Annotated in this window: 19 protein-coding genes; 10 read left to right on the top strand and 9 right to left on the bottom strand. The window is 65.3% G+C overall.

The window, feature by feature from the left end:
• The first annotated feature begins 9 nt into the window (after positions 1 to 9).
• The 4 genes from D779_RS18505 to D779_RS18520 all read left to right on the top strand — a co-directional run bounded on the left by D779_RS18505 (position 10) and on the right by D779_RS18520 (position 5,236).
• Positions 10 to 921: a D-hexose-6-phosphate mutarotase gene (locus tag D779_RS18505; protein WP_043757077.1), complete on the top strand. Its 912-nt coding sequence runs from the start codon at positions 10 to 12 to the stop codon at positions 919 to 921.
• 2 nt (positions 922 to 923) lie between these two features.
• On the top strand, positions 924 to 3,818 hold the full coding sequence (gene glnE / locus D779_RS18510) for a bifunctional [glutamate--ammonia ligase]-adenylyl-L-tyrosine phosphorylase/[glutamate--ammonia-ligase] adenylyltransferase (RefSeq protein WP_043757080.1): 2,895 nt from the start codon (positions 924 to 926) through the stop codon (positions 3,816 to 3,818).
• A gap of 68 nt (positions 3,819 to 3,886) precedes the next feature.
• Positions 3,887 to 4,810, top strand: a complete 924-nt coding sequence (locus D779_RS18515; RefSeq protein WP_043757083.1) for a branched-chain amino acid transaminase — start codon at positions 3,887 to 3,889, stop codon at positions 4,808 to 4,810.
• A gap of 228 nt (positions 4,811 to 5,038) precedes the next feature.
• Complete coding sequence (locus D779_RS18520; RefSeq protein WP_043757086.1) at positions 5,039 to 5,236, top strand: zinc-finger domain-containing protein; 198 nt, start codon at positions 5,039 to 5,041, stop codon at positions 5,234 to 5,236.
• Between the two features lie 3 nt (positions 5,237 to 5,239).
• Here the strand turns inward: D779_RS18520 and D779_RS18525 are convergent, their stop codons facing one another.
• Positions 5,240 to 6,208: an MBL fold metallo-hydrolase gene (locus tag D779_RS18525; protein ID WP_043757089.1), complete on the bottom strand. Its 969-nt coding sequence runs from the start codon at positions 6,206 to 6,208 to the stop codon at positions 5,240 to 5,242.
• A gap of 308 nt (positions 6,209 to 6,516) precedes the next feature.
• Here D779_RS18525 and D779_RS18530 point away from each other — a divergent pair, with 308 nt between their 5' ends.
• A complete protein-coding gene (locus D779_RS18530) occupies positions 6,517 to 7,305 on the top strand; it encodes a DUF2189 domain-containing protein (protein WP_043757092.1) in 789 nt (262 codons plus the stop codon).
• A gap of 15 nt (positions 7,306 to 7,320) precedes the next feature.
• On the opposite strand, the gene D779_RS18535 is transcribed toward D779_RS18530, so the two are convergent.
• From D779_RS18535 to D779_RS18570, 8 genes are all read right to left on the bottom strand, one after another.
• The gene (locus tag D779_RS18535) at positions 7,321 to 7,983 is read right to left on the bottom strand and encodes a sulfotransferase family 2 domain-containing protein (protein ID WP_043757093.1); all 663 of its coding nucleotides are present in this window, start codon (positions 7,981 to 7,983) and stop codon (positions 7,321 to 7,323) included.
• Between the two features lie 14 nt (positions 7,984 to 7,997).
• The gene (xerC, locus tag D779_RS18540) at positions 7,998 to 8,939 is read right to left on the bottom strand and encodes a tyrosine recombinase XerC (protein WP_081763600.1); all 942 of its coding nucleotides are present in this window, start codon (positions 8,937 to 8,939) and stop codon (positions 7,998 to 8,000) included.
• Between the two features lie 27 nt (positions 8,940 to 8,966).
• Complete coding sequence (locus D779_RS18545) at positions 8,967 to 9,671, bottom strand: DUF484 family protein (protein ID WP_043757096.1); 705 nt, start codon at positions 9,669 to 9,671, stop codon at positions 8,967 to 8,969.
• Positions 9,672 to 9,681: 10 nt separating this feature from the next.
• Positions 9,682 to 10,512: a diaminopimelate epimerase gene (gene dapF / locus D779_RS18550; protein WP_043757098.1), complete on the bottom strand. Its 831-nt coding sequence runs from the start codon at positions 10,510 to 10,512 to the stop codon at positions 9,682 to 9,684.
• Positions 10,509 to 11,180, bottom strand: coding sequence for a class I SAM-dependent methyltransferase (locus D779_RS18555; protein WP_043757102.1), 672 nt, complete (start codon positions 11,178 to 11,180; stop codon positions 10,509 to 10,511). Before D779_RS18555 ends, dapF begins: the two co-directional genes overlap by 4 nt.
• The gene (gene lysA, locus D779_RS18560; protein ID WP_043757104.1) at positions 11,177 to 12,424 is read right to left on the bottom strand and encodes a diaminopimelate decarboxylase; all 1,248 of its coding nucleotides are present in this window, start codon (positions 12,422 to 12,424) and stop codon (positions 11,177 to 11,179) included. The genes D779_RS18555 and lysA overlap by 4 nt, the downstream gene beginning before the upstream one ends.
• Before the next feature lie 23 nt (positions 12,425 to 12,447).
• Positions 12,448 to 12,645 carry an LPS translocon maturation chaperone LptM gene (gene lptM, locus D779_RS18565; RefSeq protein WP_043757107.1) on the bottom strand — a complete coding sequence of 66 codons (198 nt, stop codon included), beginning with the start codon at positions 12,643 to 12,645 and terminating at the stop codon, positions 12,448 to 12,450.
• A gap of 78 nt (positions 12,646 to 12,723) precedes the next feature.
• On the bottom strand, positions 12,724 to 13,566 hold the full coding sequence (locus D779_RS18570; RefSeq protein WP_052348268.1) for an META domain-containing protein: 843 nt from the start codon (positions 13,564 to 13,566) through the stop codon (positions 12,724 to 12,726).
• A gap of 141 nt (positions 13,567 to 13,707) precedes the next feature.
• On the opposite strand from D779_RS18570, the gene D779_RS18575 reads away from it, so the two are divergent.
• Genes D779_RS18575 through D779_RS18595 form a run of 5 tightly spaced genes read left to right on the top strand, consistent with a single transcriptional unit; the run spans position 13,708 to position 21,755 of the window.
• Positions 13,708 to 17,775 carry a rhamnan synthesis F family protein gene (locus D779_RS18575; protein ID WP_043757111.1) on the top strand — a complete coding sequence of 1,356 codons (4,068 nt, stop codon included), beginning with the start codon at positions 13,708 to 13,710 and terminating at the stop codon, positions 17,773 to 17,775.
• Entirely contained in the window at positions 17,765 to 18,760 is a 996-nt protein-coding gene (locus D779_RS18580) for a glycosyltransferase family 2 protein (RefSeq protein WP_094300809.1), read from the top strand. Before D779_RS18575 ends, D779_RS18580 begins: the two co-directional genes overlap by 11 nt.
• Positions 18,761 to 18,812: 52 nt before the next feature.
• Entirely contained in the window at positions 18,813 to 19,787 is a 975-nt protein-coding gene (locus tag D779_RS18585) for a TolC family protein (protein WP_052348269.1), read from the top strand.
• A gap of 3 nt (positions 19,788 to 19,790) precedes the next feature.
• On the top strand, positions 19,791 to 20,558 hold the full coding sequence (locus tag D779_RS18590; protein ID WP_043757114.1) for an efflux RND transporter periplasmic adaptor subunit: 768 nt from the start codon (positions 19,791 to 19,793) through the stop codon (positions 20,556 to 20,558).
• A 57-nt stretch (positions 20,559 to 20,615) separates the two neighbouring features.
• Positions 20,616 to 21,755 (top strand): DegT/DnrJ/EryC1/StrS family aminotransferase, encoded by a 1,140-nt coding sequence (locus D779_RS18595; RefSeq protein ID WP_043757118.1) that lies wholly within the window; start codon positions 20,616 to 20,618, stop codon positions 21,753 to 21,755.
• The last annotated feature ends 110 nt before the right edge of the window (positions 21,756 to 21,865 follow it).

A 21,865-nucleotide genomic window follows, 5' to 3' on the forward strand; every position in this document is an offset into this window, starting at 1 on the left:
GGGGGCAGGGTGGATCTTCACGCGCTGAACGCCGAGTTCGGCATTCCCGGCACCTTGAGCCTCGTCGAGGGCCCCGGCGGTCTGACGCTGATCGAGATCGCCAATCCGTTGGCGACGGCGAGGCTCGCGACCCATGGCGGGCAGGTGCTGGCCTATCGTCCGCGTTCGGCGAGGGAGGATCTGCTGTTCGTCGGCGAGCGGGCCCATTTCGCCCCGGACCGCGAGATCAAGGGCGGCGTGCCCCTCTGCTGGCCCTGGTTCGGACGCGATCCGGCCGAGCCCGAGCGGGTCATCCACGGCTTCGCCCGGGTGCTCGAATGGACGCCAGTGCAATGCGAGGCCTGCGCGGACGGCTCGACCCGGGTGCGGATGCGCGTCACCGACGACGCGCGCACCCGTGCGATCTGGCCGCACGCCTTCGTCCTGGAGGTGGAGATCCGGATCGGCGCGACCCTCTCGGTCGCCCTGACCACGCGCAATCCGGGCGACTCCGCGCTGCGCATCACCCAGGGCCTGCATGCCTATTTCCGGATCGGGGGTCTGGCGCGCCTGACCGTCGAGGGGCTGGACGGCTGCCGCTATCTCGATTACGCGGCCGGCGCGCCCGAGCCGGAGGCCGTCCAGGAGGGCGACCTCATCTTCCGTGGCGAGGTCAATCGCATCTATGAACGGGTGCCGTCCAGCCTGAGCATCCAGGATCCGGGGCTTGGGCGGCGGATCCGGATCGACGGCCGCAACAGCGGCACCTGCGTGGTCTGGAATCCGTGGATCGCGTCGGCGCGCGCCATGGAGGATCTGGACGACGGCGATTACCTGCGTTTCATCTGTGTCGAGACGGTCAATGCGGCGTCCGAGGTCATCGAGATCCCGCCCGGGGATGCCTTTACCCTGGCCGCCGACTATCGCATCCAGGAGTTCTGATCATGTCCAGCAACGGCCCTTCGCTCGATCACGCCGCACCGCTCGATCCGATGATGGAGGTCCATTGGCGCGACTGGCTGGCCTGGGCCGAGGAGAATGGATTCGTCCCGCCCGAGGATGCCGAGTTCGCGCGGATCCGCGAGCGGGTGTGGGAGGCGAGCGAATATGTCGCCGTCTCGGTGCTGCGCCATCCGGAGGCGTTCGCGGAGCTCGTCGCGAGCGGCGATCTGGTGAGCGCCTACGGGGCCGGCGATCTGGACGCGCGTCTGACGGCGGCACTGGCCGAGGTGGGCGACGAGCCCGCGTTGCACCAGGCCCTGCGTCTGTTCCGCCGTCGCGAGATGATTCGCATCATTTGGCGCGACATCGGCCGGCTGGCGCCCCTGTCAGAGACCCTGGAGGACCTGTCGGAGCTGGCCGACGTCTGCATCCGGCGTCCGCTCGATCTGCTCTACGACTGGACCCGGGCCGAGATCGGTACCCCGCGCGATCCCGATGGCCGGGCGCTGCGGATGCTGGTGCTGGGCATGGGCAAGCTGGGGGCGCGCGAGCTGAACCTGAGCTCGGACATCGACCTCATCTTCGCCTTCGCCCACACCGGCGAGGTGGAGGGCGGTCCGCGCGCGCTCAGCAACGAGCAGTTCTTCGTGCGTCTCGGTCAGCGTCTGGTCCAGGCGCTGTCGCTCAAGACGGTCGACGGATTCGTCTTCCGCGTCGACACCCGTCTGCGTCCCTTCGGCGAGGTCGGTCCGCTGGCGATGAGCTTTCAGGCGATGGAGGACTATTACCAGTCCCAGGCGCGCGAGTGGGAGCGCTATGCCATGATCAAGGCGCGTCCGGTCGCCGGCGATCCGGACGACGTGGCGTCCCTGATGGACATGCTGCGCCCCTTCGTCTATCGCCGCTATCTGGATTTCGGCGCCTTCGAGTCGCTGCGCGATCTCAAGCAGATGATCGTCAAGGAGCTGCACAAGCGCGGCATGGACGCCAACATCAAGCTCGGACTCGGCGGCATCCGCGAGATCGAGTTCATCGGTCAGGCCTTCCAGCTGGTGCGCGGCGGGCGCGACCCCGATCTCCAGGTGCGCCCCATCCTCCAGGTGCTCGCGCTGCTCGCCGAGCGGGAGCTGATGCCGGCCGAGGCCGTGGCCGAGCTGGACGCGGCCTATCGTTTCCTGCGTCTGGTCGAGAACCGTCTCCAGGCCCATCGCGACAAGCAGACCCATCAGCTGCCCGACGAGGATCTGGGCCGGGCGCGTCTGGCGCGCTCCATGGGGTTCGACGACTGGCCGTCCTTCGCGGACGTGCTGCAGGACCATCGGGATCGGGTCCAGGGGCATTTCGATCATGTTTTCGCCGCGCCCGTCCCAGAACCCGAGAGGCAGGGCTCGGCCTGGACGGCGCTCTGGCTCGGCGGCCAGGAGGCGTCGCAGGCGCTGAGGATCCTGGACGAGGCCGGTTTCGAGGATCCGGAGACGGCACGCACGCGCATCGAGCAGTTTCGCGATGCCACGGACCGCAAGGGGTTGAGCCGGCGCGGTCACGAGCGTCTCGCCCAGCTGATGCCGCAGGTGCTGCGGGTCGTCGCTGGCTGCGATCAGCCCGACGCCGCGCTGGGGCGCGTGCTGCAGGTACTGGAGGCGGTGGCTCGGCGCACGGCCTATCTGGCCATGATGGTCGAGCACCCCGGCATCCTGTCCCAGCTGGCCCATCTCGCCAGTCTGAGTCCCTGGTTCACCGATCAGATCCGCCACCATCCACTGCTGCTCGACGAGCTGATCGATCCGCGCCGTCTCTTCGCCCCGCTGCGCCGCGAGGATCTGGAGTCCGAACTCGACGCGCTGCTCGCCCATGTCGACGCCGAGGATCTGGAACAGCAGATGGAGCGTCTGCACCAGTTCGCTCAGGGCAACATGCTGCGGGTGGCGGCGGCGGACCTGACCGAGGTCATCCCGCTCATGGTGGTGAGCGACTATCTCTCGGAGATCGCCGAGGTGGCGGTCGGGCGCGTGCTGGATCTGGCCTATGTGCATTTTGTCGAGCGCCATGGACGCCCGACGGAGATCCTGGGCGAGTCGACCGGCTTCCTGGTGCTGGGCTACGGCAAGCTGGGCGGGATCGAGCTGGGCTACGGCTCCGATCTGGATCTGGTGTTCCTGCACGGCACCCAGTCGGTCACGGCCATGACGGACGGCGCCAAGGAGATCAGCAACGAGCAGTTCTACGCCCGGCTCGGGCAGCGGATCATCCACATGATGACCACCCAGACCGCCTCGGGCACCCTCTACGAGGTCGACATGCGGCTGCGTCCGGACGGCGCCAAGGGCATGCTGGTGCGCTCGATCGGCTCCTTCGCCGCCTACCAGGAATCGGAAGCCTGGACTTGGGAACATCAGGCGCTGGTCCGGGCGCGTCCGGTCGCGGGCGACCCCGCGCTCGCCACGCGCTTCGCCGAGGTGCGTCGCGCCATCCTCTGTCGCGAGCGCGATCCCGAGCGGCTGCGCACCGAGGTCCGCGAGATGCGCGCCAAGATGCGCGCCAACCTCGACAAGACCCGCGACGGCCGTTTCGATCTCAAGCAGGGCGCCGGAGGTATTGCGGACATCGAGTTTATGGTTCAATACTCTGTCCTGCGCTGGGCGGCGGCGTACCCAGCGCTGGCGGACTGGACCGACAACATCCGTCTGCTCGAATCCCTGGCGCGGCTCGATCTGCTGCCGGGGCAGGCGGCCGAAGACCTTGCCGATGCCTACAAGGCGCTGCGCGCGGCCTATCACCGCAGCGCCTTGCAGGAGCAGCCCAAGACCATCCCCGTCGACCGATTGCAGGCCGAACGCGAGCGGGTCCGAGCGCTATGGCGTGATCTGATGGACGGCGGATCGGAGCAGGATGCGTGACTGCGCCGCGTAACCTCTCGGAAATCATCGAGCCCGGAAACGAACCCCGGGCGAAGCGGAGTTGAACAATGGCGACGATGGCTGACCGTGACGGCCTTATCTGGCTGGACGGCGAAATGGTACCCTGGCGCGAAGCCAAGACCCACGTTCTCACCCACACCCTGCACTACGGCATGGGCGTCTTCGAGGGGGTCCGGGCCTATCAGACGCCGAAGGGTGCGGCCATCTTCCGCCTCCAGGAGCACACCGACCGGCTCTTCAACTCGGCCCATATCCTCGGCATGCCCATGCCCTGGGACCGCGAGACCCTGAACCGGGCCCAGTGCGCCGTGGTGCGCGAGAACGGTCTGGATTCCGCCTATATCCGTCCCATGTGCTTCTACGGCCCCGAGGGGATGGGGCTGCGCGCGGACAATCTCGAGGTTCACTGCATGGTGGCGGCTTGGTCCTGGGGCGCCTATCTGGGCGAGGACAACATGCGCAACGGCATCCGCATCAAGGTGTCGTCCTTCACCCGCCATCACGTCAACATCACCATGTGCCGGGCCAAGGCCAACGGCAACTACATGAACTCGATGATGGCGCTGCAGGAGGCGCTGCGCGACGGCTACGACGAGGCCCTGCTGCTGGACGCCTCCGGCTACGTGATGGAAGGCAGCGGCGAGAACATCTTCATCGTCCGCGACGGCGTCCTCTACACTCCGGATCTGACCTCGGCGCTCGACGGCATCACCCGCCGTACCGTCATCACCCTGTGCGACGAACTGGGCCTTAAGGTGGTCGAGAAACGCATCACCCGCGACGAGGTCTATATCGCGGACGAGGCATTCTTCTCCGGAACGGCGGCCGAGGTGACCCCGATCCGCGAGGTCGACGGCCGGGCGATCGGCGCCGGTACCCGCGGACCCATCACCGAGAAGCTGCAGGGCCTCTATTTCGATCAGGTCCACGGCCGGCGCGATCAGCACCCCGAGTGGCTGAGTCTGGTCTGATAGGATCCGATCAAGAGCATTCGAACCGCAGTGGCCGCGCGCCTTTGCGGTTCCAATCGCCGATTCCGGCCTTGGTCATCCTTTCGGCCGCCCGGTGGCTCAACCGCCGAAGGTCCGCGCAGCGGACCCTACGGACCCTGGTTTCGAGTAGGGTCCGCTGTGCGGACCATGCGCCGCTGGCCGGAGCGACGATCGAGGCTCCGATTCCAATCAAGGAGATCCACCAGCATGACCAATCCAGCCATTGCCCCGCAGTCCGAGCAGTCGCCGATCGAGGTCACCCGTCAGGATCTGCCTCTCAGCTGCCCCCGTCCCGATGCGCCCGTGTGGAACATGCATCCGCGCGTCTATCTGCCGATCGAGGATGCCGAGGATGGACAGGCCATGTGTCCCTATTGCGGGGCGCGTTACCGACTGGTCGACTGACGTTCAGGCCGCGGCGCGCCTCTCGCGCCGTTTCAGCCACACCTCCAGCCCTTGTGAGTTGAGCTCGGTGTCGAGCGCCAGGAGTTCGCGCATGTGCGCGTTCTCGTGGTCGACGCCATGCGCCCGTGCTCCATCGATCAGATAGTCGGTGACGGCCGTCTTGAGCCGCTGCTGGCGCTCCGGATCGGCGCGACCCTCCTCGGCGAGCGCCAGATCGGCCATGTCGCGGATGCTCCGGCGCAGATCGTCCACGAGGGCGGCGGGGTTCTCGACCCGGCCGTAATGCGTGAGATACATGGCCCGAGGCGCGCAGCCCATCAGCTTGTCCAGGCTCTCCAGCCAGGCATCCGGATCGAAGGCGACCGGTGTGGTCGGGGCGTAGATCCAGGGACCCTTGGCCGTCTCGAACTCGCGATAGGCGATGCCGAAGGTGTCGCCGGTGAAGAATCCCTTGCTGACCGAATCCAGGATGCAGCCGTGATGATTGGCGTGTCCCGGTGTGTCCAGGAAGGTGAGCGTCCGACCGCCCAGCTCGAACGTCTGTCCGTCCTCGGCGGCGATCGCCCGCTCCTCGGGGACCGGCAGCAGGGTGCCGTAATCCTTCTTGAACCCTTCCTCGCCATAGACCGCCGTGGCGCCAGCGATCAGCCTGGCGGGATCCAGCATGTGCGGCATGCCCTTGGGGTGCACGACCAGCCGGGCGTTCGGGCAGGTCGCCATCAGGCGTCCGGAGCCGCCGGCATGGTCGAGGTGCACATGGGTCGGAATCACGTAGTCGACGTGCTCGGGCGTCAGTCCGATGGCCTCGATCACGCCCAGCAGTCCGGGTACCGAATTGTCGGTTCCCGTATCGATGAAGGCCAGACGCTCTTCCGAGCGAACCAGGTAGCAGGCGGCGAGACCGTGCCGGTAGAGACCGGTCTCGATGCAGTAGATGCCGTCGTCGATCTGCTCGAAGGGTGCGCGGTGCATAGATGTTGGCTCCAAGGCGTGGGCGGGTGCCGTGGCGTCGGCTCGGCTCCGCGATCGTATGGAAACGGCCGATCAGTCTAAACGAAGAGCGCCGGAGGCGGCACTCTCTGCCGGATGCGAATCCGGGGAGGTGCCATTCCATATCCTGCACGCCGTGAATGAATCCGACTTTTTCGATTGGCTATTTTCGCGATTGGTTCTAGGATTCAATCCTGAGGATTTGAAAATGTGGTTCGAGTCTCATCTTTCAGGTTCTCTTCCCACCGCTCGTCGAACAATAAGCAAAACACATTAGGAGGATCCAACCCATGAACAGTCTCGCGCTCGACTGTCGCTCGTCTTCGCTCTGTGCATCCAGGTCCGGTACGATCGGCCTCGACCATCCTTGGCAGTGGCTGTCCAAGGGATGGGACGACCTCATGTCCGCTCCCGGCTACAGCCTGACCTACGGCGCCGGAATCGTCCTGCTCAGCGCCGCCTTGACGCTGGTCATGACGCTCGGCCATCTGTCCTTCCTGGTCCCTTTTCTCGCTGCTGGATTCTTTCTGGTCGCGCCGCTGCTGGCGATCGGGCTCTACCGTATGAGCGCGAATCTGGAGGGCGGAGAGCCTCTGTCGCGTTGTCAGGCGATCGAGGCGTTCAAGCGCAATCAGGGACAGCTCGGAATGCTGCTCGGCATCCAGTTCGTCATCCTTCAGGCCTGGATGCTGGTGTCCGTCGTCACGGTGGTCGTCCTCTATGACGATGCCTTTCCGACCCTCGATCAGCTCTTTCCCGTGCTCTTTCTCTCGGGCGAGCACAATCTCATCCTGCTGGTCGTGACCCTGCTCGGTGCCGTCTTCGCGCTGGGTGTCTTCTGCATCAGCGCCATCACCGTTCCCATGCTGATCGACCGCCCGGTCGACGTGCTGACCGCGATGCGCAAGAGCGTCGAGGTCGTGACCGCGAACTGGCGCCCGATGCTGCTGTGGGCGAGTCTGATCGTGCTGATCGTCGGCGCCGGGCTCGTCACCTTCTACCTGGGCCTGTTCCTCGCCGTCCCGCTGGTCGGGCACGCCACCTGGCACGCCTACCGGGATCTGGTCCCGAGCGACTGATTGCCCGACTCGGCATCAGTCCGAGTCGAAGCGGTAGCCGAGCAGCTCGATGTCGCGGGCGAAATGCCGGGCGACCAGCTCGGCGGTCGCGTCGTTGAAATAGCTCCGATAGTCCTGCTTGCGGTCCTTGGCTTGGCGGGCGTGGGGCAGGGCGGGCGGCTGGATGCCGATTCGCGCGCAGGCGGTCTCGAAATCGGCGTGCAGGGTCTCGTAGCGGCCGATGAAGTCGACCAGGATGCGCCCGTGCAGATCGGCCAGATAGTCGGTCTGGAGGGTGATGGAGGTGTCGACGTGATACTGGTAGGGGCGCTCCGGGTCCAGTTTCCAGCGCAGGAAATCCTCGAAGGTCTCGTTCCCGCCGAGATAGTGCGGCCGCTCGCGCCGGATGTGGTGGAAGGAGCTGACCTGCAGGTCCCAGGGGTTGCGCACGAAGGCGAACTTGAAGAGCGCGTCGAAATGTTCCTTGGGCAGCAACTCCTGGGCGGCGATCACCTTGGCGTGACGCGGCAGCTTGGTGCCGATCCGATGCCCGCTCAGATGGCTGAGCCGGCTGCAGAGGAACATGGGGTAGTACCAGGGATCGCGCCAGCGCATCCCTTCGAGCGCCTTGCGCACGCTGGTGCCGCCGGTCTTGGCGATATGGACGAACAGGAATTTGTATCTGGGTGACAGCAGCATTCGGATCGGCTCGGTCAGGTCTTCTTCTTGGCGCGCGGATGGGCCTGATCGTAGACCTGCGCCAGGTGTTGGAAATCCAGATGGGTGTAGATCTGGGTGGTGCCGATGTCGGCATGTCCCAGCAGTTCCTGCACGGCGCGCAGATCGCCGGACGATTCGAGCAGGTGGGTCGCGAAGCTGTGTCTGAGCAGATGGGGATGCAGGTGACGGGTCGCTCCCTGCTCCTGGGCCCATCGCTCAAGCCGTTTCTGTACGGTGCGCGGGTTGATCCGGGTGCCCCGGCTGCTGACGAAGAGCGCCGGCTCGTCCGCATCGGCGAGATTGGCCCGCACCCTGAGCCAGTGCCGGACCGCCTCGCGGGCCTGGGCGCCGACCGGCAGGCGCCGGGTCTTGCTGCCCTTGCCGAGGACCGATAGCTCTCCCTCGCTCATGTCGATGTCGCCGAGATTCACCGCGACCAGTTCGGCCAGACGCAGTCCGGACGAATAGAAGAGCTCGACGATCGCCGTGTCGCGGATCGTCAGCAGATCCTCCTCCGGGCGATCCAGGAGCGCGCACAGCTGGTCCGCGTCGAGCGTGGCCGGCAGCTTGCGGGGCGTCTTGGGGGCGCGCACCCCGACCGCCGGGTTGACCTCGGTGCGCCCCTCGCGCAGGAGCCAGCGGTAGAGGCTCCGCAGGCTGGAGAGCTCGCGCTGCAGCGTCTTGCCGGAGGCGCCGTTGCGATGTCGCCAGGCGACATAGCGGCGCACCTCGGACTCCTGCAGACGGTCGATCGCCTGGTCGAGCGTGTCGGCCGACCAGGCGGCTATCCCTTCCAGGTCGCGCCGATAGTTGCTCAGCGTGTGGGGCGAGAGACGCCGTTCGCTGCCGAGATGACCGATGAATGCATCGATGAGGGTGTGCGTCTCCGGCGTGGGGCCGGAGCCGGGCCGGTCGGATGCTGGCGGTTCTGTCATGCGTTGCTGGGCGTCGTTCGGTCTTGTTCAGTGCCGATCGCGGTCGCCGACCGGCAGTGCGCGGAGCTTGTGGCTGACGATCTCGCCGAGCCGGTCGAGGAAATCGGTTCCCATGTCCGGGTGGAAGCGCTCGGGATCCGAGCTGCCGATCGCCAGCACGCCCGACTGACCCTCGGTGCGGATCGGGATCAAGGCGGCGGCCTGGATGCCGCCGGCCTCGGCGCCGAACAAGAGGCTCGATTTCTCGGCGTCCAGCGGTCCGCACAAGGCGTGCTTGCGGTCGAGGAAATCCTTGAAGGACTCTGTCAGCGGATCTCCGCGTGTCTCGCCGCTCGGGTCGCGGGCGATCGGGAAGAGCCGAATCGAGACGGCCTCGGCGTGGAATTCGCGCAGCATGGCGTCCTGCAGGATGTCGCAGAGATGATTCGGGTCCTTGGCCGCGATCAGCTGCAGCACCAGGGCATGCAGACGGATGGACAGCGTTTCGTATTCGCGGGCGCGCGAGATCAGATGGGCCAGCCGGTTGCGGTCGGTTTCGAGCTGTCTGCGCAGTATCCGTACCTGGCATTCGATGAGCGAGGTGGCACCCTCGACGAGGTGCGGGACCTGGATCGCGGCGAGGACGTCCTTGCGCCGCTCGAAGAATGAGGGATTGCTGAGCAGGTAGTCGCTGACCAGTGCTTCGAGGTTTCGATCTTCCGATACCGGTTGCTCGGCTTGCTGACGATTCACGCTTGGCCTCTCATCGATCGATCTCGCCGTGGAAGACAGATTCGGCCGGCCCGGTCATCCAGAGCGTCTTTCCGGGTCCGTCCCACTCTATCACAAGACCGCCGCCCGGCAATTTGACCTGGACCCGGTCTTCGAGCCGTCCTCGCACTCGGCCGCTGACGACGGCGGCGCAGGCGCCGGTTCCGCAGGCCAGCGTCTCGCCCGCGCCGCGCTCGAAGACGCGCAGACGGATGTGCCGCGAGTCCAGGATCTGCATGAAGCCGACGTTGACCCGCTGAGGAAAGCGTGGGTGGATCTCGATTCTGGGGCCGAGCCGCGCGACCGGGGCGGTGTCGACGTCCTCGACCTGCAGCACCGCGTGCGGATTGCCCATGGATACGGCGCCGATGGTCAATGCCTCGTCGTCGAGGGCCAATGCATAGCTGGACGCCTGCTGGTCGGCGACGAATGGGATCCGGGCCGGCTCCAGGATGGGCACGCCCATGTCGACGCGAACCTGGCCATTCGGCTCCAGGTGGAGACGGATGGCGCCCGCCGCCGTGCCGACCGGGATCGCGTCCTTGTCGGTCATCCCCTGGTCGCGGACGAAGCGGGCGAAGCAGCGCGCCCCGTTGCCGCATTGCTCGACCTCGGAACCGTCGGCGTTGAAGATCCGGTAATGGAAATCCGTGTCGGGCAGGCGCGGCGGTTCGACCAGCAATACCTGATCGCAGCCGATCCCGAATCGGCGGTCGGCCAGCCGGCGGATCCAGCCAGGATCCGGATCGATGGTCTGGGAAATGGCGTCGAAGACCGCGAAGTCGTTTCCCAGCCCCTGCATCTTGGTGAAGCGCAGCCTCATGCCGGCAGACGCCCCATCACGGCCAGGTGGCGGTCGCTGACGACCGCGACCTCGAGACAGGAGAGTCCCGCCTCGGAGAGCTGTTCGGTCACCTCCTTCGGCTCGAAGGCGGCGAACAGCGAATTGCGGAAGTCGGTCCGCAGGATCTCGGGTTCGCCGTCGGCGTAGGTGGCGACCAGAGCCTCGGCCCAGGCGGCCGAGGCCGGGCGCATCAGGTCCATGACCAGCACGGGCGCGCCCGGTTTGCCGGTCTCCCTGATGGTTTGCCAGAGCACCTTCGGGTCGGGCAGATGATGCAGCAGGCTGTTGGAGAGCACCAAATCGTAATGCGCGCTCGGCAGTTGGCGCGAAGGAATGGTGTCGCAGATCAGCCGGCAGCGCGAGGCGATACCGGGCAGTGCGTCGAGCGCGGTCCGGGCCAGGTCCAGCATGGGCTGCGAGCCGTCGAGTGCGTCGCAGCTCGCCCCCGGATAGGCGCGCAGGAAACGGATGCAGATATCGGCCGGGCCGCAGCCGATGTCGAGCGCGACCGCATCCTTCAGGGGACCGGTTCCGAGACGCTGCAGCAATTGGATGAAGAGGCTGTTGGACGCGTTGAAATCGGCCTCGGCATAGGCGAGTGCCTGCTCGGCAGAGTCCATCAGCTCAGGCTCGGGGCGGCGTTTCACGGCAGGGTTCCTTCTCCGGCGAAGAGACTGGCAAGGGTCTCGCGCTCACGCACCAGATGGGTCTGGTTGCCCTCGACCATGACCTCGGCCGCGCGGGGGCGGCTGTTGTAATTGGAGCTCATGGCGAATCCGTAGGCGCCGCTGCCGCGAATCGCGAGCAGATCGCCGTCCTTCAGCGGGAGCGTGCGGTCCTTGCCGAGGAAGTCGCCGGTCTCGCAGACGGGGCCGACCAGGTCGTAGCGGACCGGATCGGCGTCGCTTTCGGCGACCACTCGGACGATGTCCTGATCGGCCTGATAGAGGGCCGGGCGCAGCAGATCGTTCATGGCCGCGTCCAGGATCGCGAAATGGCGATGGTCGGTGTGCTTGAGGTATTCGACCCGGGTCAGCAGGATGCCCGCGTTGCCGGCGATGGCGCGTCCGGGTTCGAGGATGACCTCGTAGGGCCGTTCGGCCAGCCGATAGCTCATGGCGGCGGCATAGGCAGCCGGCTCGGGCGGGTGCTCCTCGCGATAGCGGATGCCCAGTCCGCCGCCGAGATCCAGGTGTTCGATGGCGATGCCGGCGGCGCATAGCCGGTCGGCCAGGAGCAGCACCCGGTCCAGGGCGTCGATGAAGGGGGCCAGGTCGGTCAGCTGGGAGCCGATGTGACAGTCGATCCCGCGGACCCGGATGTTCGGCAGCGACGCGGCCCGGGCGTAGACCGCCTCGGCGACGCGGATGTCGATGCCGAACTTGTTCTCCTTCAGTCCGGTGGAGATGTAGGGATGGGTCTGGGCGTCGACGTCCGGGTTGACCCGCAGCGAGACCGGAGCCTCGACGCCGAGTTCGCCGGCGATGCGGTCGATCCGCAGCAGCTCGGGTTCGGACTCGACGTTGAAGCAGCGGATGCCGACCTCGAGCGCGCGCCGGATCTCGTCCTCGCGCTTGCCGACGCCCGAGAAGAGGACCTTGGCCGGATCGCCTCCGGCGGCCAGGACCCGCTCCAGCTCGCCGCCCGAGACGATGTCGAAGCCCGAGCCCAGGCGGGCCAGGACGTTCAGCACGCCCAGGTTCGAATTGGCCTTGACGGCGAAGCAGACGAGGTGCGGATGGTCGCGAAAGGCGCGGTCGAAGGCGTGCCAGTGGCGCTCCAGGGTGGCCCTGGAATAGACGTAGCAGGGCGTGCCGAAGCGTTCGGCGATCTCGGTGAGCGGCACGTCCTCGGCGTGGAGGATGCCGTCGCGTTCATTGAAATGATCCATTCGGCGTCGGAGCGAAGATTGATCTAGGACCGCTCGGGTCTGGGTGTGGACGCGCCCGGGGCCGCCGGTGCGGCGGGGACGTCCGATTCGTGACCACCGCTCTGGGCGGGGGTGTCCTGGGGCAGATAGAGTGGCCCCTTCTGACCGCAGGCGCCGAGCATGCTCATGATCCCGAGTGCCGCGACGACGACGATGAAGAGATAGCGGGCCCAGCAGAACATGCGGTACCTCGTGGTATGGAGGGTTGCGGCCTGAGCGGCCAAGTATATACCCAACCCAAGTCCCTGTTGGGGCTTCGCTCAGGGTTCGGCGTCATTCGCCGGAGTCGATACCTCCAGCGCGCGGTAACGGGCCATGGGTTTGCCGTCAACCGAAAGCAGCGTGAGCGTCTGGCCTTGGATGCGGAACCCGGCGACATGGCCGAGCACCTCGGCATAGATGCCGGCCTGATCGGTGCGATCGTCACCCTCGAGACAGCGGATGCGGGTGGTGGCAATGGGGCCGATGGTCAGTCGCTGTTTCAGCTCTCGGTAGCCGCTCATATAACGATTGCAGCCGTCCGAGCCTCCCAGTACCCCGGTTCCGAGAAAGGTCAGATCGATACCCGCACCTCCGAGCGGTGGGGCCAGGTTTCCAGAACCGTCGTCGTAGCCTTCCAGCTGCCAGACGTGGCCGACCAGCGGCGAGCGGCTGGCGGCGCGGAACTCGAGGACCGGATCGCCCTCGGCGTCGAGCATCAGGAGCCGATCGCCCTCGATGCGGTAGGCGGCGACCAGCCCGAGCGCGAAGAGAAGGGAACGCTCCTGGATCATGAGCGGCTTGGGGCAGGCCTTGCGCGTCGTCGCCAATCCACTGTCGAACGCCAGCGTCTCTCCACTGGCCCGATAGGCGCCGGAGATCCGATTGCAGCCCGTGTCGCCGGACACCTGTCCCGAGGCGAACCGGAAGTAGGCCGGCTTGGTGTCCGCGGGAACCTCGGCGAAGCCGTCCTCCGTGCCGTAACCGACCAGCTGCCAGGCGACGTTTTCGATCGATGGCTCGGGCGGTGATGGCGGCACGGATGCAGGTGTCGCCGCAGGTGCCGTGCGGACGAGCAGGCCAAAGGCGAGGGCGGTCAGTGCGCGTGAGATGGGTACGGGCATGCGGCTGGATTACTCCTTGCGAGTGCGGGTCATCGGGATGTGTCGGTTCGTTTGGCCAACCTCTTCGGAATTCTTCTGTATCGGTTGCTTTAGCGGCATGAAGCTCTACAATTCGGCACTTTTTTGGGCCGGACCGCATCAATGCAACCCGATCAAAGACTCAGTGATCAGAAGGGCGAACCACTGGTTTCCATCGTGATCCGGACCAAGGACAGGCGAGAGACGCTCCAGTATGCGCTGGATTCCTGCGCGGGGCAGGATTATCGTCCGCTCGAAGTGGTGCTGGTGAACGACGGCGGAGCGGATGTCTCCGATCTGCTCGACTCACTGTCTCCAAGCGGCATCGCTACCCGGCTCATCTCGCATCCGTCCAGTCTCGGGCGGTGCAGGGCCGGGAACGCCGGTCTCGAGGCGGCCAGTGGCGACTATATCCTCTTCCTCGACGACGACGACTGGTTCGAGCCAGACCATATCCGACATCTCGTCGACTCGCTAGATCAAGGCCGCGGCCCGATGGCGGCCTATGCCGGTGTCAGCTACCGGGATGCGCCGGATGCGCCCGAGATCCATCGTTTCAATTCGGAATACGACCCGATCGCTCAGCGGCTCGAAAACCGCATCCCCATTCATGCCGTCCTTTTCAGTCGTCGCCTGCTGGATCTGGGCTGTCGTCTCGATCCCGATCTCGACGTCTTCGAGGACTGGGATTTCTGGTTGCAGTGCGCCCGGCATACCGACTTCATCCACCTCGACCGCGTCAGTGCGGGCTATCGTGCCGGTGGCGGCTCCAATGCGGGCTGGGGTCAGAGCGCCGAGCGCGTGGCTCGGGCGCGTCAGCGTCTCTTGGCGAAGTGGAAGGAGATCTGGAGCGCCGAGGAGCTGGACCAGGCGTTGCGCTGGGCGCAGGACCGTCTCGACGAGACGCGTGACCGGCTCGGTAAGGCGATGGAGGACCATCGCGATCTGCACCAGTCCTACCAGCGGCTTCATCAGGAGCACGTCGACCAGAATGCGGCTTGTCGCGATCTCGCCGATGCGCACCATACGCTGGAGGATCAGCATCGTGAGCTGATCGAGGCCCATTCCAGGCTAGAAGGGTTGCATGCGGATCTGGCCCAGGCCCACCGTCTGCTCCGCTCGGAACATGGCGATCTGCAGGAATCCTTCAAGCGGACCCAATTCCTCTACCAGGAAACCGATCATGCCTATCGGTCCACCCTGGCCTCGACCAGCTGGCGCCTGACCTGGCCCTTGAGGGCCGTGAGCCTGGCCGCGCAGCGGACCCGCTCCGGGGTGCGCTCGGCGCTTGGGCCCTTGCCGGTGCTGGTTTCGACCCTGTTCGAGGCACGCCGGGTTGCGGGTGGCTGGCGGCGGCTCGCGGTCAAGGGGGCAATGCGGCTGCGCCAGGACGGTCTCTCGGGGTTCGGGCGTCGCGCCCGCTTCCACATGCTGAGACGCAATCCGGCCGAATTGCCTCGGGTCGCGTTCGAGGATGCCCCGGTCTTCTGCCCGTCCGATGAGCAGATGTCCAAGCTGCCCGCCAATCGCTGCGGGATCATGGTCCATGTCTATTTCATGGATCTATTCCCCGAGTTCTGCCGCTATCTGGCTCGCATGCCGATGCCCTATCGACTGATGATCTCGGTCACCAGCCAGGAGGCGCGCGCCATGGTGCTCGAACAGCGCCAGGCGCTCGGGCCCCATGCCGAGCTGAGCGTCAAGGTGGTGCCCAATCGTGGGCGCGATATCGCGCCGTTGCTGGTCGCCTTTCGCGATGAGATCGCCGAACTCGACATCGTTGGCCACATCCATACCAAGAAATCCAGCTATACGGGGTCCGAGCGGTTCGGGGAGGAATGGCGCCGCCATCTGCTCGACGCCATGCTCGGCGACGAGAGCCGGATCCGTGCGGCACTGGCCCAGTTCGCGGCCGACCCCGGGGTCGGGATCATCTATCCCGAGACCTTCCCTGGGCTGCCCTATTGGGCCCACACTTGGCTGTCGAACCGTGCTCATGGCGGCGAGCTGCTCGCGGCCCTGGGTTATGGCGATGTCGATTTCGGGCAGTACATCGAGTATCCGGCCGGATCCATGTTCTGGGCACGGACCCAGGCGCTACGGCCGCTGTTGGACCTGGGCTTGACCCTGGCCGATTTTCCTCCGGAGCAGGGGCAGACCGACAATACCCTGCATCATGCCGTCGAGCGCTGTTTCGTCTTCTCGGCCTCCGCAGCCGGCCTCTTGCGGCGATTCCAGTTTCGAGAGTCTGGGCGAATCTGCTATCGCTCATACAGTCCCTTCGTGCTGCGGCAGTACCATCCGGCGGCCGTGGCCGAACGCATGCGTCTGGTGTGTGCCGGCGATCGGGTGATTTCCTTCGATCTGTTCGATACCTTGCTGGTGCGTCCATTCGCCCGACCTGAGGCCGTGTTCTGGATGCTGGAGGAGCGGATCGAGCGCACCTTCGGGTTCGCCGGTTTCACCGACAAGCGCCGCAAGGCCGAATCGGCCGCGCGCGCGCGGCTCGCCCCTGGAGAGGATGTTGGCATCGAGCGGATCTATGAGGTGATGGCCGAGCTGGAATCGCTAGATTCCGGGCTGGCTCGGCAGCTGCTCGATCTGGAGGTCGCCGCCGAGCAGGCCCTGCTGATGCCGAACCCGGTCGCCGCCGATCTCCTGCGCGAGCTTCATGCCCAGGGCCGTCGACTGATACTGGTCTCCGACATGTATCTGGGCGAGGCCTATCTGCGCCCGGTGCTGCAGCGTCTCGGGCTGGATCTGTTCGGCCGATTCTACGTCTCGGCCGATACCGGTCACCGCAAGGATCGCGGCGATGTCTGGGATCATCTGCTCGAACAGGAGGGAATCGGCAAGGAGCGGCTTCAGCACGTCGGCGACAACGAGCATTCCGACGTCCAGGTCCTGGTCGATCGCGGTTTCCCCCACCCTCTGCACCTGATGCGCCCGGCGGCGTTGTTGGGTTGCGTTCCCGGAGGGCAGGCGCTGATCGAGGGGCTCAGGCGACGGCCGTGCTGGCGCAACGAGCTCGTTCTCGGTCTCATCGCCAATCGGGTCGGCCGTACGCTGCATGCGGGCGGCGCTCCGCACCAGCCATTCGCCGATCCTCGTCTCTTCGGTTATGGTCTGATCGGGCCGATCGCCTTCGTCTTCATGGCATGGCTGATGGGGCGCATCCGTGAGGATCGGGTGACCTCGGTGCGTTTCCTGAGCCGCGAGGGTTGGCTGCTGGAGCGTCTCTATGAGCGGATGCGCGAGCATCCAGCCGCACGCCGTGCGTTCCCGGAGCTGCCGCCCGGGCACTATTTCTATTGTTCCAGGAGCGTCGTCGGCCTGGCCGCGATTCGGGAGGAGGCGGATTTCGCCATCCTGCTCGGTTCCCATTACGATGGCACGCTGCGTCAGTTGCTGAGCGCCAGGTTCGGGTTGAGCGATCTTGGGCCCTTCGCCGCCAAGCTGGGCGAGTCGGCGCTGGATGACGTCTTCCGACTTCCCGAGGATCATTTCGAGATCCTGTCCATCCTGCGCCGCTGTCTGCCCGAGATCCAGGCCGAGTCGAGCCGGCTGGGCGAGCTGATTCGGGACTATTGGGCCGGATCTCGGATCGCGGACGATCCGCGTCCGGCGATCGTCGATATCGGTTATTCGGGTACCATCCAGCTTGGTCTGATGCGGACTCTGGATGAGCCGATGAGCGGTTACTACTTCGTCACCAATGTCTCTGCTGCGCGCGTGATCGAGCGGGGCGGTCGCTGCGACGCCTGCTTCGGCAATTTGTTGCCGCTGGAACGGATGGACGATGAAGCCATCCATCGTTATGCCCTGGTGCTGGAGGCGCTCATGACGTCGCCCGAGGGTCAGTTGGCCGGTTTCGACCGGGTCGAGGGACGGCCCGTCCCCAGGTTCAAACCCGAGGGATCCGCGCAGCGGGAGTTCGCTACGCTGGAGCGTATCCACGAGGGCGTTCTGGACTATTGCAGCGATGTCATGGACGTTCTGGGTGAGGGCTTCGCCGAGGGGGCCTGGGATCTGGGCGCGATATCGGATCTGCTGTCGCTCGTCGTGACCCGCCGTCTCGATATCGGGACTCTGGAAGAGGCGCTTTCGGTCGAGGATCAATATTGCGGCAACCAGGAGCTGTCGGTGTTGGATTTCTACGATCGGCTGAGAGCGGGCTCGGGTGGGATCTGAGCCTTCGCCCCTCGGCGTCTCGCCGGTCGACTCCGAGGTGTCGGAGCGTGTCGCCGTCGTCGTCGTGGATTACCACGGCGGTGAACTGCTGAGAGATTGCCTCGCCGGTCTGGCGCTCCAGACCCGGCGTCCCGATCGAGTCGTGCTGGTCGACAATGGTGCTGAGGAGCCGGGTCCTTCGCGCCCTCACCCGGATCATCCCGACGTCCTGGTGCTGCGTCCTGGCTATAACAGTGGTTTCGCGCGCGCCAACAATCTGGCCCTGGCGGAGGTTTCGGACTGTCAGTGGCTCGCCTTATTGAATCCCGACGCCGTGCCCGATCCGACTTGGCTGGAGCAGTTGCTGGCGGCCGCGCGCCGGCATCCGGAGGCGGCCGCGTTTGGCAGCCGCATGTATTCGGATCGCGGCCGGACCTGTTTGGACGGCAGCGGGGACGTGATGCATGTCTCGGGTCTGGTGTGGCGTCGCGATCATGGTCGGTCGGCCAGCGGCTGGAGGCTCGAAGGGGGGGAGGTCTTTTCGCCCTGTGCCGCAGCGGCACTCTACCGCCGGGATCTCTTCGAACGCCTGGGGGGCTTCGACGAGGATTTCTTCTGTTACATCGAGGATGTGGATCTGGGGTTTCGCATCCGTCTCGCCGGCTATAGTTGCCGCTACGTGCCCTTGGCTCAGGTCATTCATTCTGGCTCGGCTCTCGCGGGCGCCAAGAGCGATTTCGCGCTGTATCATGGTCATCGCAATCTGCTCTGGCTCTTCGTCAAGAACATGCCCTGGCCGATGCTCCTGGTACTGGCGCCCTTGCATCTGCTCATGCATATTGGCGTCATGCTGCGTTATTTGCCGGATGGACGCGGCGCTGTTCTGTACCGGGCCAAGCGCGACGCCGTGCTCGACATCCGTCGCCATTGGCGCAAGCGTGCTCGAATCCAGGCCGAGCGCAGGATTGGGCTGATACGGCTGTTGCGATGCCTGTCGGTCTGGTGAGCCTATGCGCACCCGATCCGAATCGCTCGAATTAAGGAGATGAATTGAAGCTATGCACATCCCGGCGCGTCGCTCGCATCCATGGCTAGGCTCCATTGCATGCGGTCTGCTCGTCTGGATTGCCCAGGCCGCCTGGGGAGCCTCGACTCCGCTCTCCCTCGATGAGGTACTGAAGGATTTGGCGGTCGACTCCAGCGAGTCTCTGTCTGCCGGTTTCGTCGCTGGCTTGCCGCGTCGCCAGTCCCTGTACCTCGACTGCCATCGCCTTGCCTTTGCCGAGACGACCCCGGCAGACGCCTCTCGCAGCCAGCCCCTGTTCGCCGTGTTGGCGCCGCTTGCCGCTCGCCAGCTGGATGTCATGGAACGCTATTTCGATGTGCTGCTCGCCGATCAGAGCTTCGCGGCCGACAGCGAGGCGATGGCCGTGGCCTATGTGCAGTTCGACCGAGCCAGGGCACGTGCCGAACTCGGCCAGTTTTCCGAGTTGCGCGTCCTGGAACTCGAGGCGATCTACCAGAAGTATCTGCATCGACGCACTGCGAGCCAGATTGCGCAGCAGCAGACACGCGCCTTGCTTGCCGTATCGCTCGGCGATATCGGCGAACTGCCGCGCGACCTGGCTGCGCCATCCTTGCCTCCACTTCCTGAGACCTTGCCTGAATTCGATGAATTGCGCGCAAAGGCGTCTGCCGAATTCGAAAGGCATGGGGCGCTTGTGCAGGCCGGTCCTGCTCGGATCGTGCGTGAGCGCGATCAGCAGCTCATGGAGCTACTGCTTCGGTTGGAGTTGTTGGATGCCGCTTGGCGGCGTGTGGGCGCAGAGTCCGCGCGGAACGATCTCAAGCTCGACCAAAGCCGAACGCTCTATGAGCAGGAGGTGACCGCCGATCTGGGGTACTCCATGAGCCAGCAAACCCGAAGCCGCTTCGATGAGCAGCGGATCGACTATTGCCGCGCCCTTGCCTGGGCCGAGATTCAGGCCTTGGTCGGTGAGCCGGTTTGGATTTCAGCCAACGAGGGGCCTTGATCCATGCGCTATTGGACGATCGCCGGGGTGTTGCTGCTTCTGAGTGCTCAGGTTCACGCCGGAGAGCCTTTGAAGGGCTGGCTCGAATGGGTCCATGAGGTCGAGATGCGCGTCGTTGAGAACGGGGTCGTCGATGACGTGCTCGTGGCGACCGGGCAGCACGTCAAGGCCGGGGATCTCTTGCTGCGCATGGATCAGCGCGAGGCCAAGGCGCTGTTGCTCGAGGCTCGGGCCCGCGTCGCTCGGGCCCGGGTCGCGGGCGAAAAGGCGCAGCGCGAACTCGCACGCGCCGAGGAACTCTTCTCCCGCGGCTTGATCGCCGTCGAGGAGTTGAAGGATGCGGAACTCGCCCAGGTTGCGGCCGTAGCCGAGGAGGAGGCCGCGAAGGCGGCCGAGGAGTCCAGGTCGGTGGCGCTGGAGCGCACCGAGCTGAGAGCCCCTTTCGATGGCATCATCGTCGCCCGCCATGTGTGGAAAGGCGCGGTGATCTACAAGACCCTCCAGCAAGAGCCGCTGATCGTGATCGCACCGGACGACCAGATGCTGGCTCGGGCCTTGGTGACCGCCAGCGTCCTACGCAGTTTCAAGCCGAACCAGCCCGTTCATGTCAAGGTGAACGGAAGGGTTCGCGAGGGGCGCGTCTACAGTCAGGGGGTGCAGTCCGTGCGCGTCGAACTGGAGGGGGCGGTCTACTATCTGGATATCATCTTCGATGCGAAACCCAACGAGCTGTTGCGCCCCTCCGAGACGGTACAGATCCTGACCCCGTGATGGGGCCGGACGCAATGTTCTCATTCGAAGCCATTAGACGTTAACAAGGGCACCTGAATGCAATTCATCGATTTGAAGACCCAATACGCCAGGATCGAGAAGGATGTGAAGGACCGCATCGATGCGGTTCTGAATCACGGCCAGTTCGTCATGGGGCCAGAGGTCCAGGAACTCGAGGAGCGTCTTGCCGAGTTCGTCGGGGTCGAGCACTGCGTTTCGCTGTCGAGTGGTACGGATGCGCTCCTGGTGGCCATGATGGCCCTCGAGATCGGCCGCGGCGACGAGGTCATCACCACGCCCTTCACCTTTATCGCGACGGGCGAGATGATCGCCCTGCTGGGTGCGCGGCCTGTCTTCGTGGATATCGATCCCGTGACCTACACGATCGATCCAGAGCGTCTCGAGGGCGCTATGACCGGGCGGACGCGTGCCATCATGCCCGTGTCGCTCTACGGCCAATGTGCCAACATGGACGCGATCGCCGAGGTCGCCCGGCGTCATAATCTGCCTGTCATCGAAGACGGCGCCCAAAGCTTCGGTGCCCTATATAAGGGGCGGCGCTCTTGCGGTCTTTCCGCGATCGGCTGTACCTCATTCTTCCCGGCCAAGCCGCTCGGTGCTTACGGCGACGGTGGCGCCTGCTTCACCGACGACGAGGGACTCGCCAAGGCGATGCGCGAGATCCGCAATCACGGTCAGGATCGTCGCTACCATCACCCGCGGCTCGGCATCAACGGGCGTCTGGATACGCTGCAGGCGGCGATCCTCATGTCCAAGATGGACATCTTCCCCGACGAGGTCGAGGCGCGGTCGCGACTGGGTGCGCGATACAGTGAATTGCTCCAAGAGCGAGGGGCCGTTTCGAGCGAGGAGGGCGGATCCGGGGTTCTCACGCCCTTCGTGCATCCGGACAACCTGTCCGTTTACGCCCAATATACGGTTCAGGTGCCCAACCGCGACGCGGTCGTCAAGCAGTTGCAGGAGTCCGGCATCCCGACTGCCGTGCATTACCCGGTGCCCTTGAACGATCAGCCGGTCTTTCATGTGGCGACTCAGGCTGGATCCACTCCGGTTAGTGCGAAGGTCGCCGAGCAGGTGCTCAGTCTGCCGATGCATCCCTATCTGACAGAGGAAACGCAGGTCCAGGTTGCGGATGCCCTCATGCAAGCCGTAGAGGCGGTTTCCGAGGCGGATTGAAAAAATCTGCCTGTAGGAGTTGACAGTCTTGTTAAAGTCGCTAGAATGCGCGGCTCTGCTGAGGGATTGGCGTGGTGGACGGGACGGAGGAGCGGTGCCAAGGCGCTGTT

Origin of the sequence: Imhoffiella purpurea, assembly GCF_000585215.1 — a bacterium.
In the GTDB taxonomy this organism is placed as follows: Bacteria; Pseudomonadota; Gammaproteobacteria; order Chromatiales; family Chromatiaceae; genus Imhoffiella; species Imhoffiella purpurea.

What these genes read in the sequence shown, in the direction of transcription:
- glnE (WP_043757080.1), top strand. Translation starts at nt 924, where the DNA reads ATGTCCAGCAACGGCCCTTCGCTCGATCACGCCGCACCGCTCGATCCG.
- D779_RS18515 (WP_043757083.1), top strand. Translation starts at nt 3,887, where the DNA reads ATGGCGACGATGGCTGACCGTGACGGCCTTATCTGGCTGGACGGCGAA.
- D779_RS18520 (WP_043757086.1), top strand. Translation starts at nt 5,039, where the DNA reads ATGACCAATCCAGCCATTGCCCCGCAGTCCGAGCAGTCGCCGATCGAG.
- D779_RS18525 (WP_043757089.1), bottom strand. Translation starts at nt 6,208, where the DNA reads ATGCACCGCGCACCCTTCGAGCAGATCGACGACGGCATCTACTGCATC.
- D779_RS18530 (WP_043757092.1), top strand. Translation starts at nt 6,517, where the DNA reads ATGAACAGTCTCGCGCTCGACTGTCGCTCGTCTTCGCTCTGTGCATCC.
- D779_RS18535 (WP_043757093.1), bottom strand. Translation starts at nt 7,983, where the DNA reads ATGCTGCTGTCACCCAGATACAAATTCCTGTTCGTCCATATCGCCAAG.
- xerC (WP_081763600.1), bottom strand. Translation starts at nt 8,939, where the DNA reads ATGACAGAACCGCCAGCATCCGACCGGCCCGGCTCCGGCCCCACGCCG.
- dapF (WP_043757098.1), bottom strand. Translation starts at nt 10,512, where the DNA reads ATGAGGCTGCGCTTCACCAAGATGCAGGGGCTGGGAAACGACTTCGCG.
- lysA (WP_043757104.1), bottom strand. Translation starts at nt 12,424, where the DNA reads ATGGATCATTTCAATGAACGCGACGGCATCCTCCACGCCGAGGACGTG.
- lptM (WP_043757107.1), bottom strand. Translation starts at nt 12,645, where the DNA reads ATGTTCTGCTGGGCCCGCTATCTCTTCATCGTCGTCGTCGCGGCACTC.
- D779_RS18570 (WP_052348268.1), bottom strand. Translation starts at nt 13,566, where the DNA reads ATGCCCGTACCCATCTCACGCGCACTGACCGCCCTCGCCTTTGGCCTG.
- D779_RS18575 (WP_043757111.1), top strand. Translation starts at nt 13,708, where the DNA reads ATGCAACCCGATCAAAGACTCAGTGATCAGAAGGGCGAACCACTGGTT.
- D779_RS18585 (WP_052348269.1), top strand. Translation starts at nt 18,813, where the DNA reads ATGCACATCCCGGCGCGTCGCTCGCATCCATGGCTAGGCTCCATTGCA.
- D779_RS18590 (WP_043757114.1), top strand. Translation starts at nt 19,791, where the DNA reads ATGCGCTATTGGACGATCGCCGGGGTGTTGCTGCTTCTGAGTGCTCAG.
- D779_RS18595 (WP_043757118.1), top strand. Translation starts at nt 20,616, where the DNA reads ATGCAATTCATCGATTTGAAGACCCAATACGCCAGGATCGAGAAGGAT.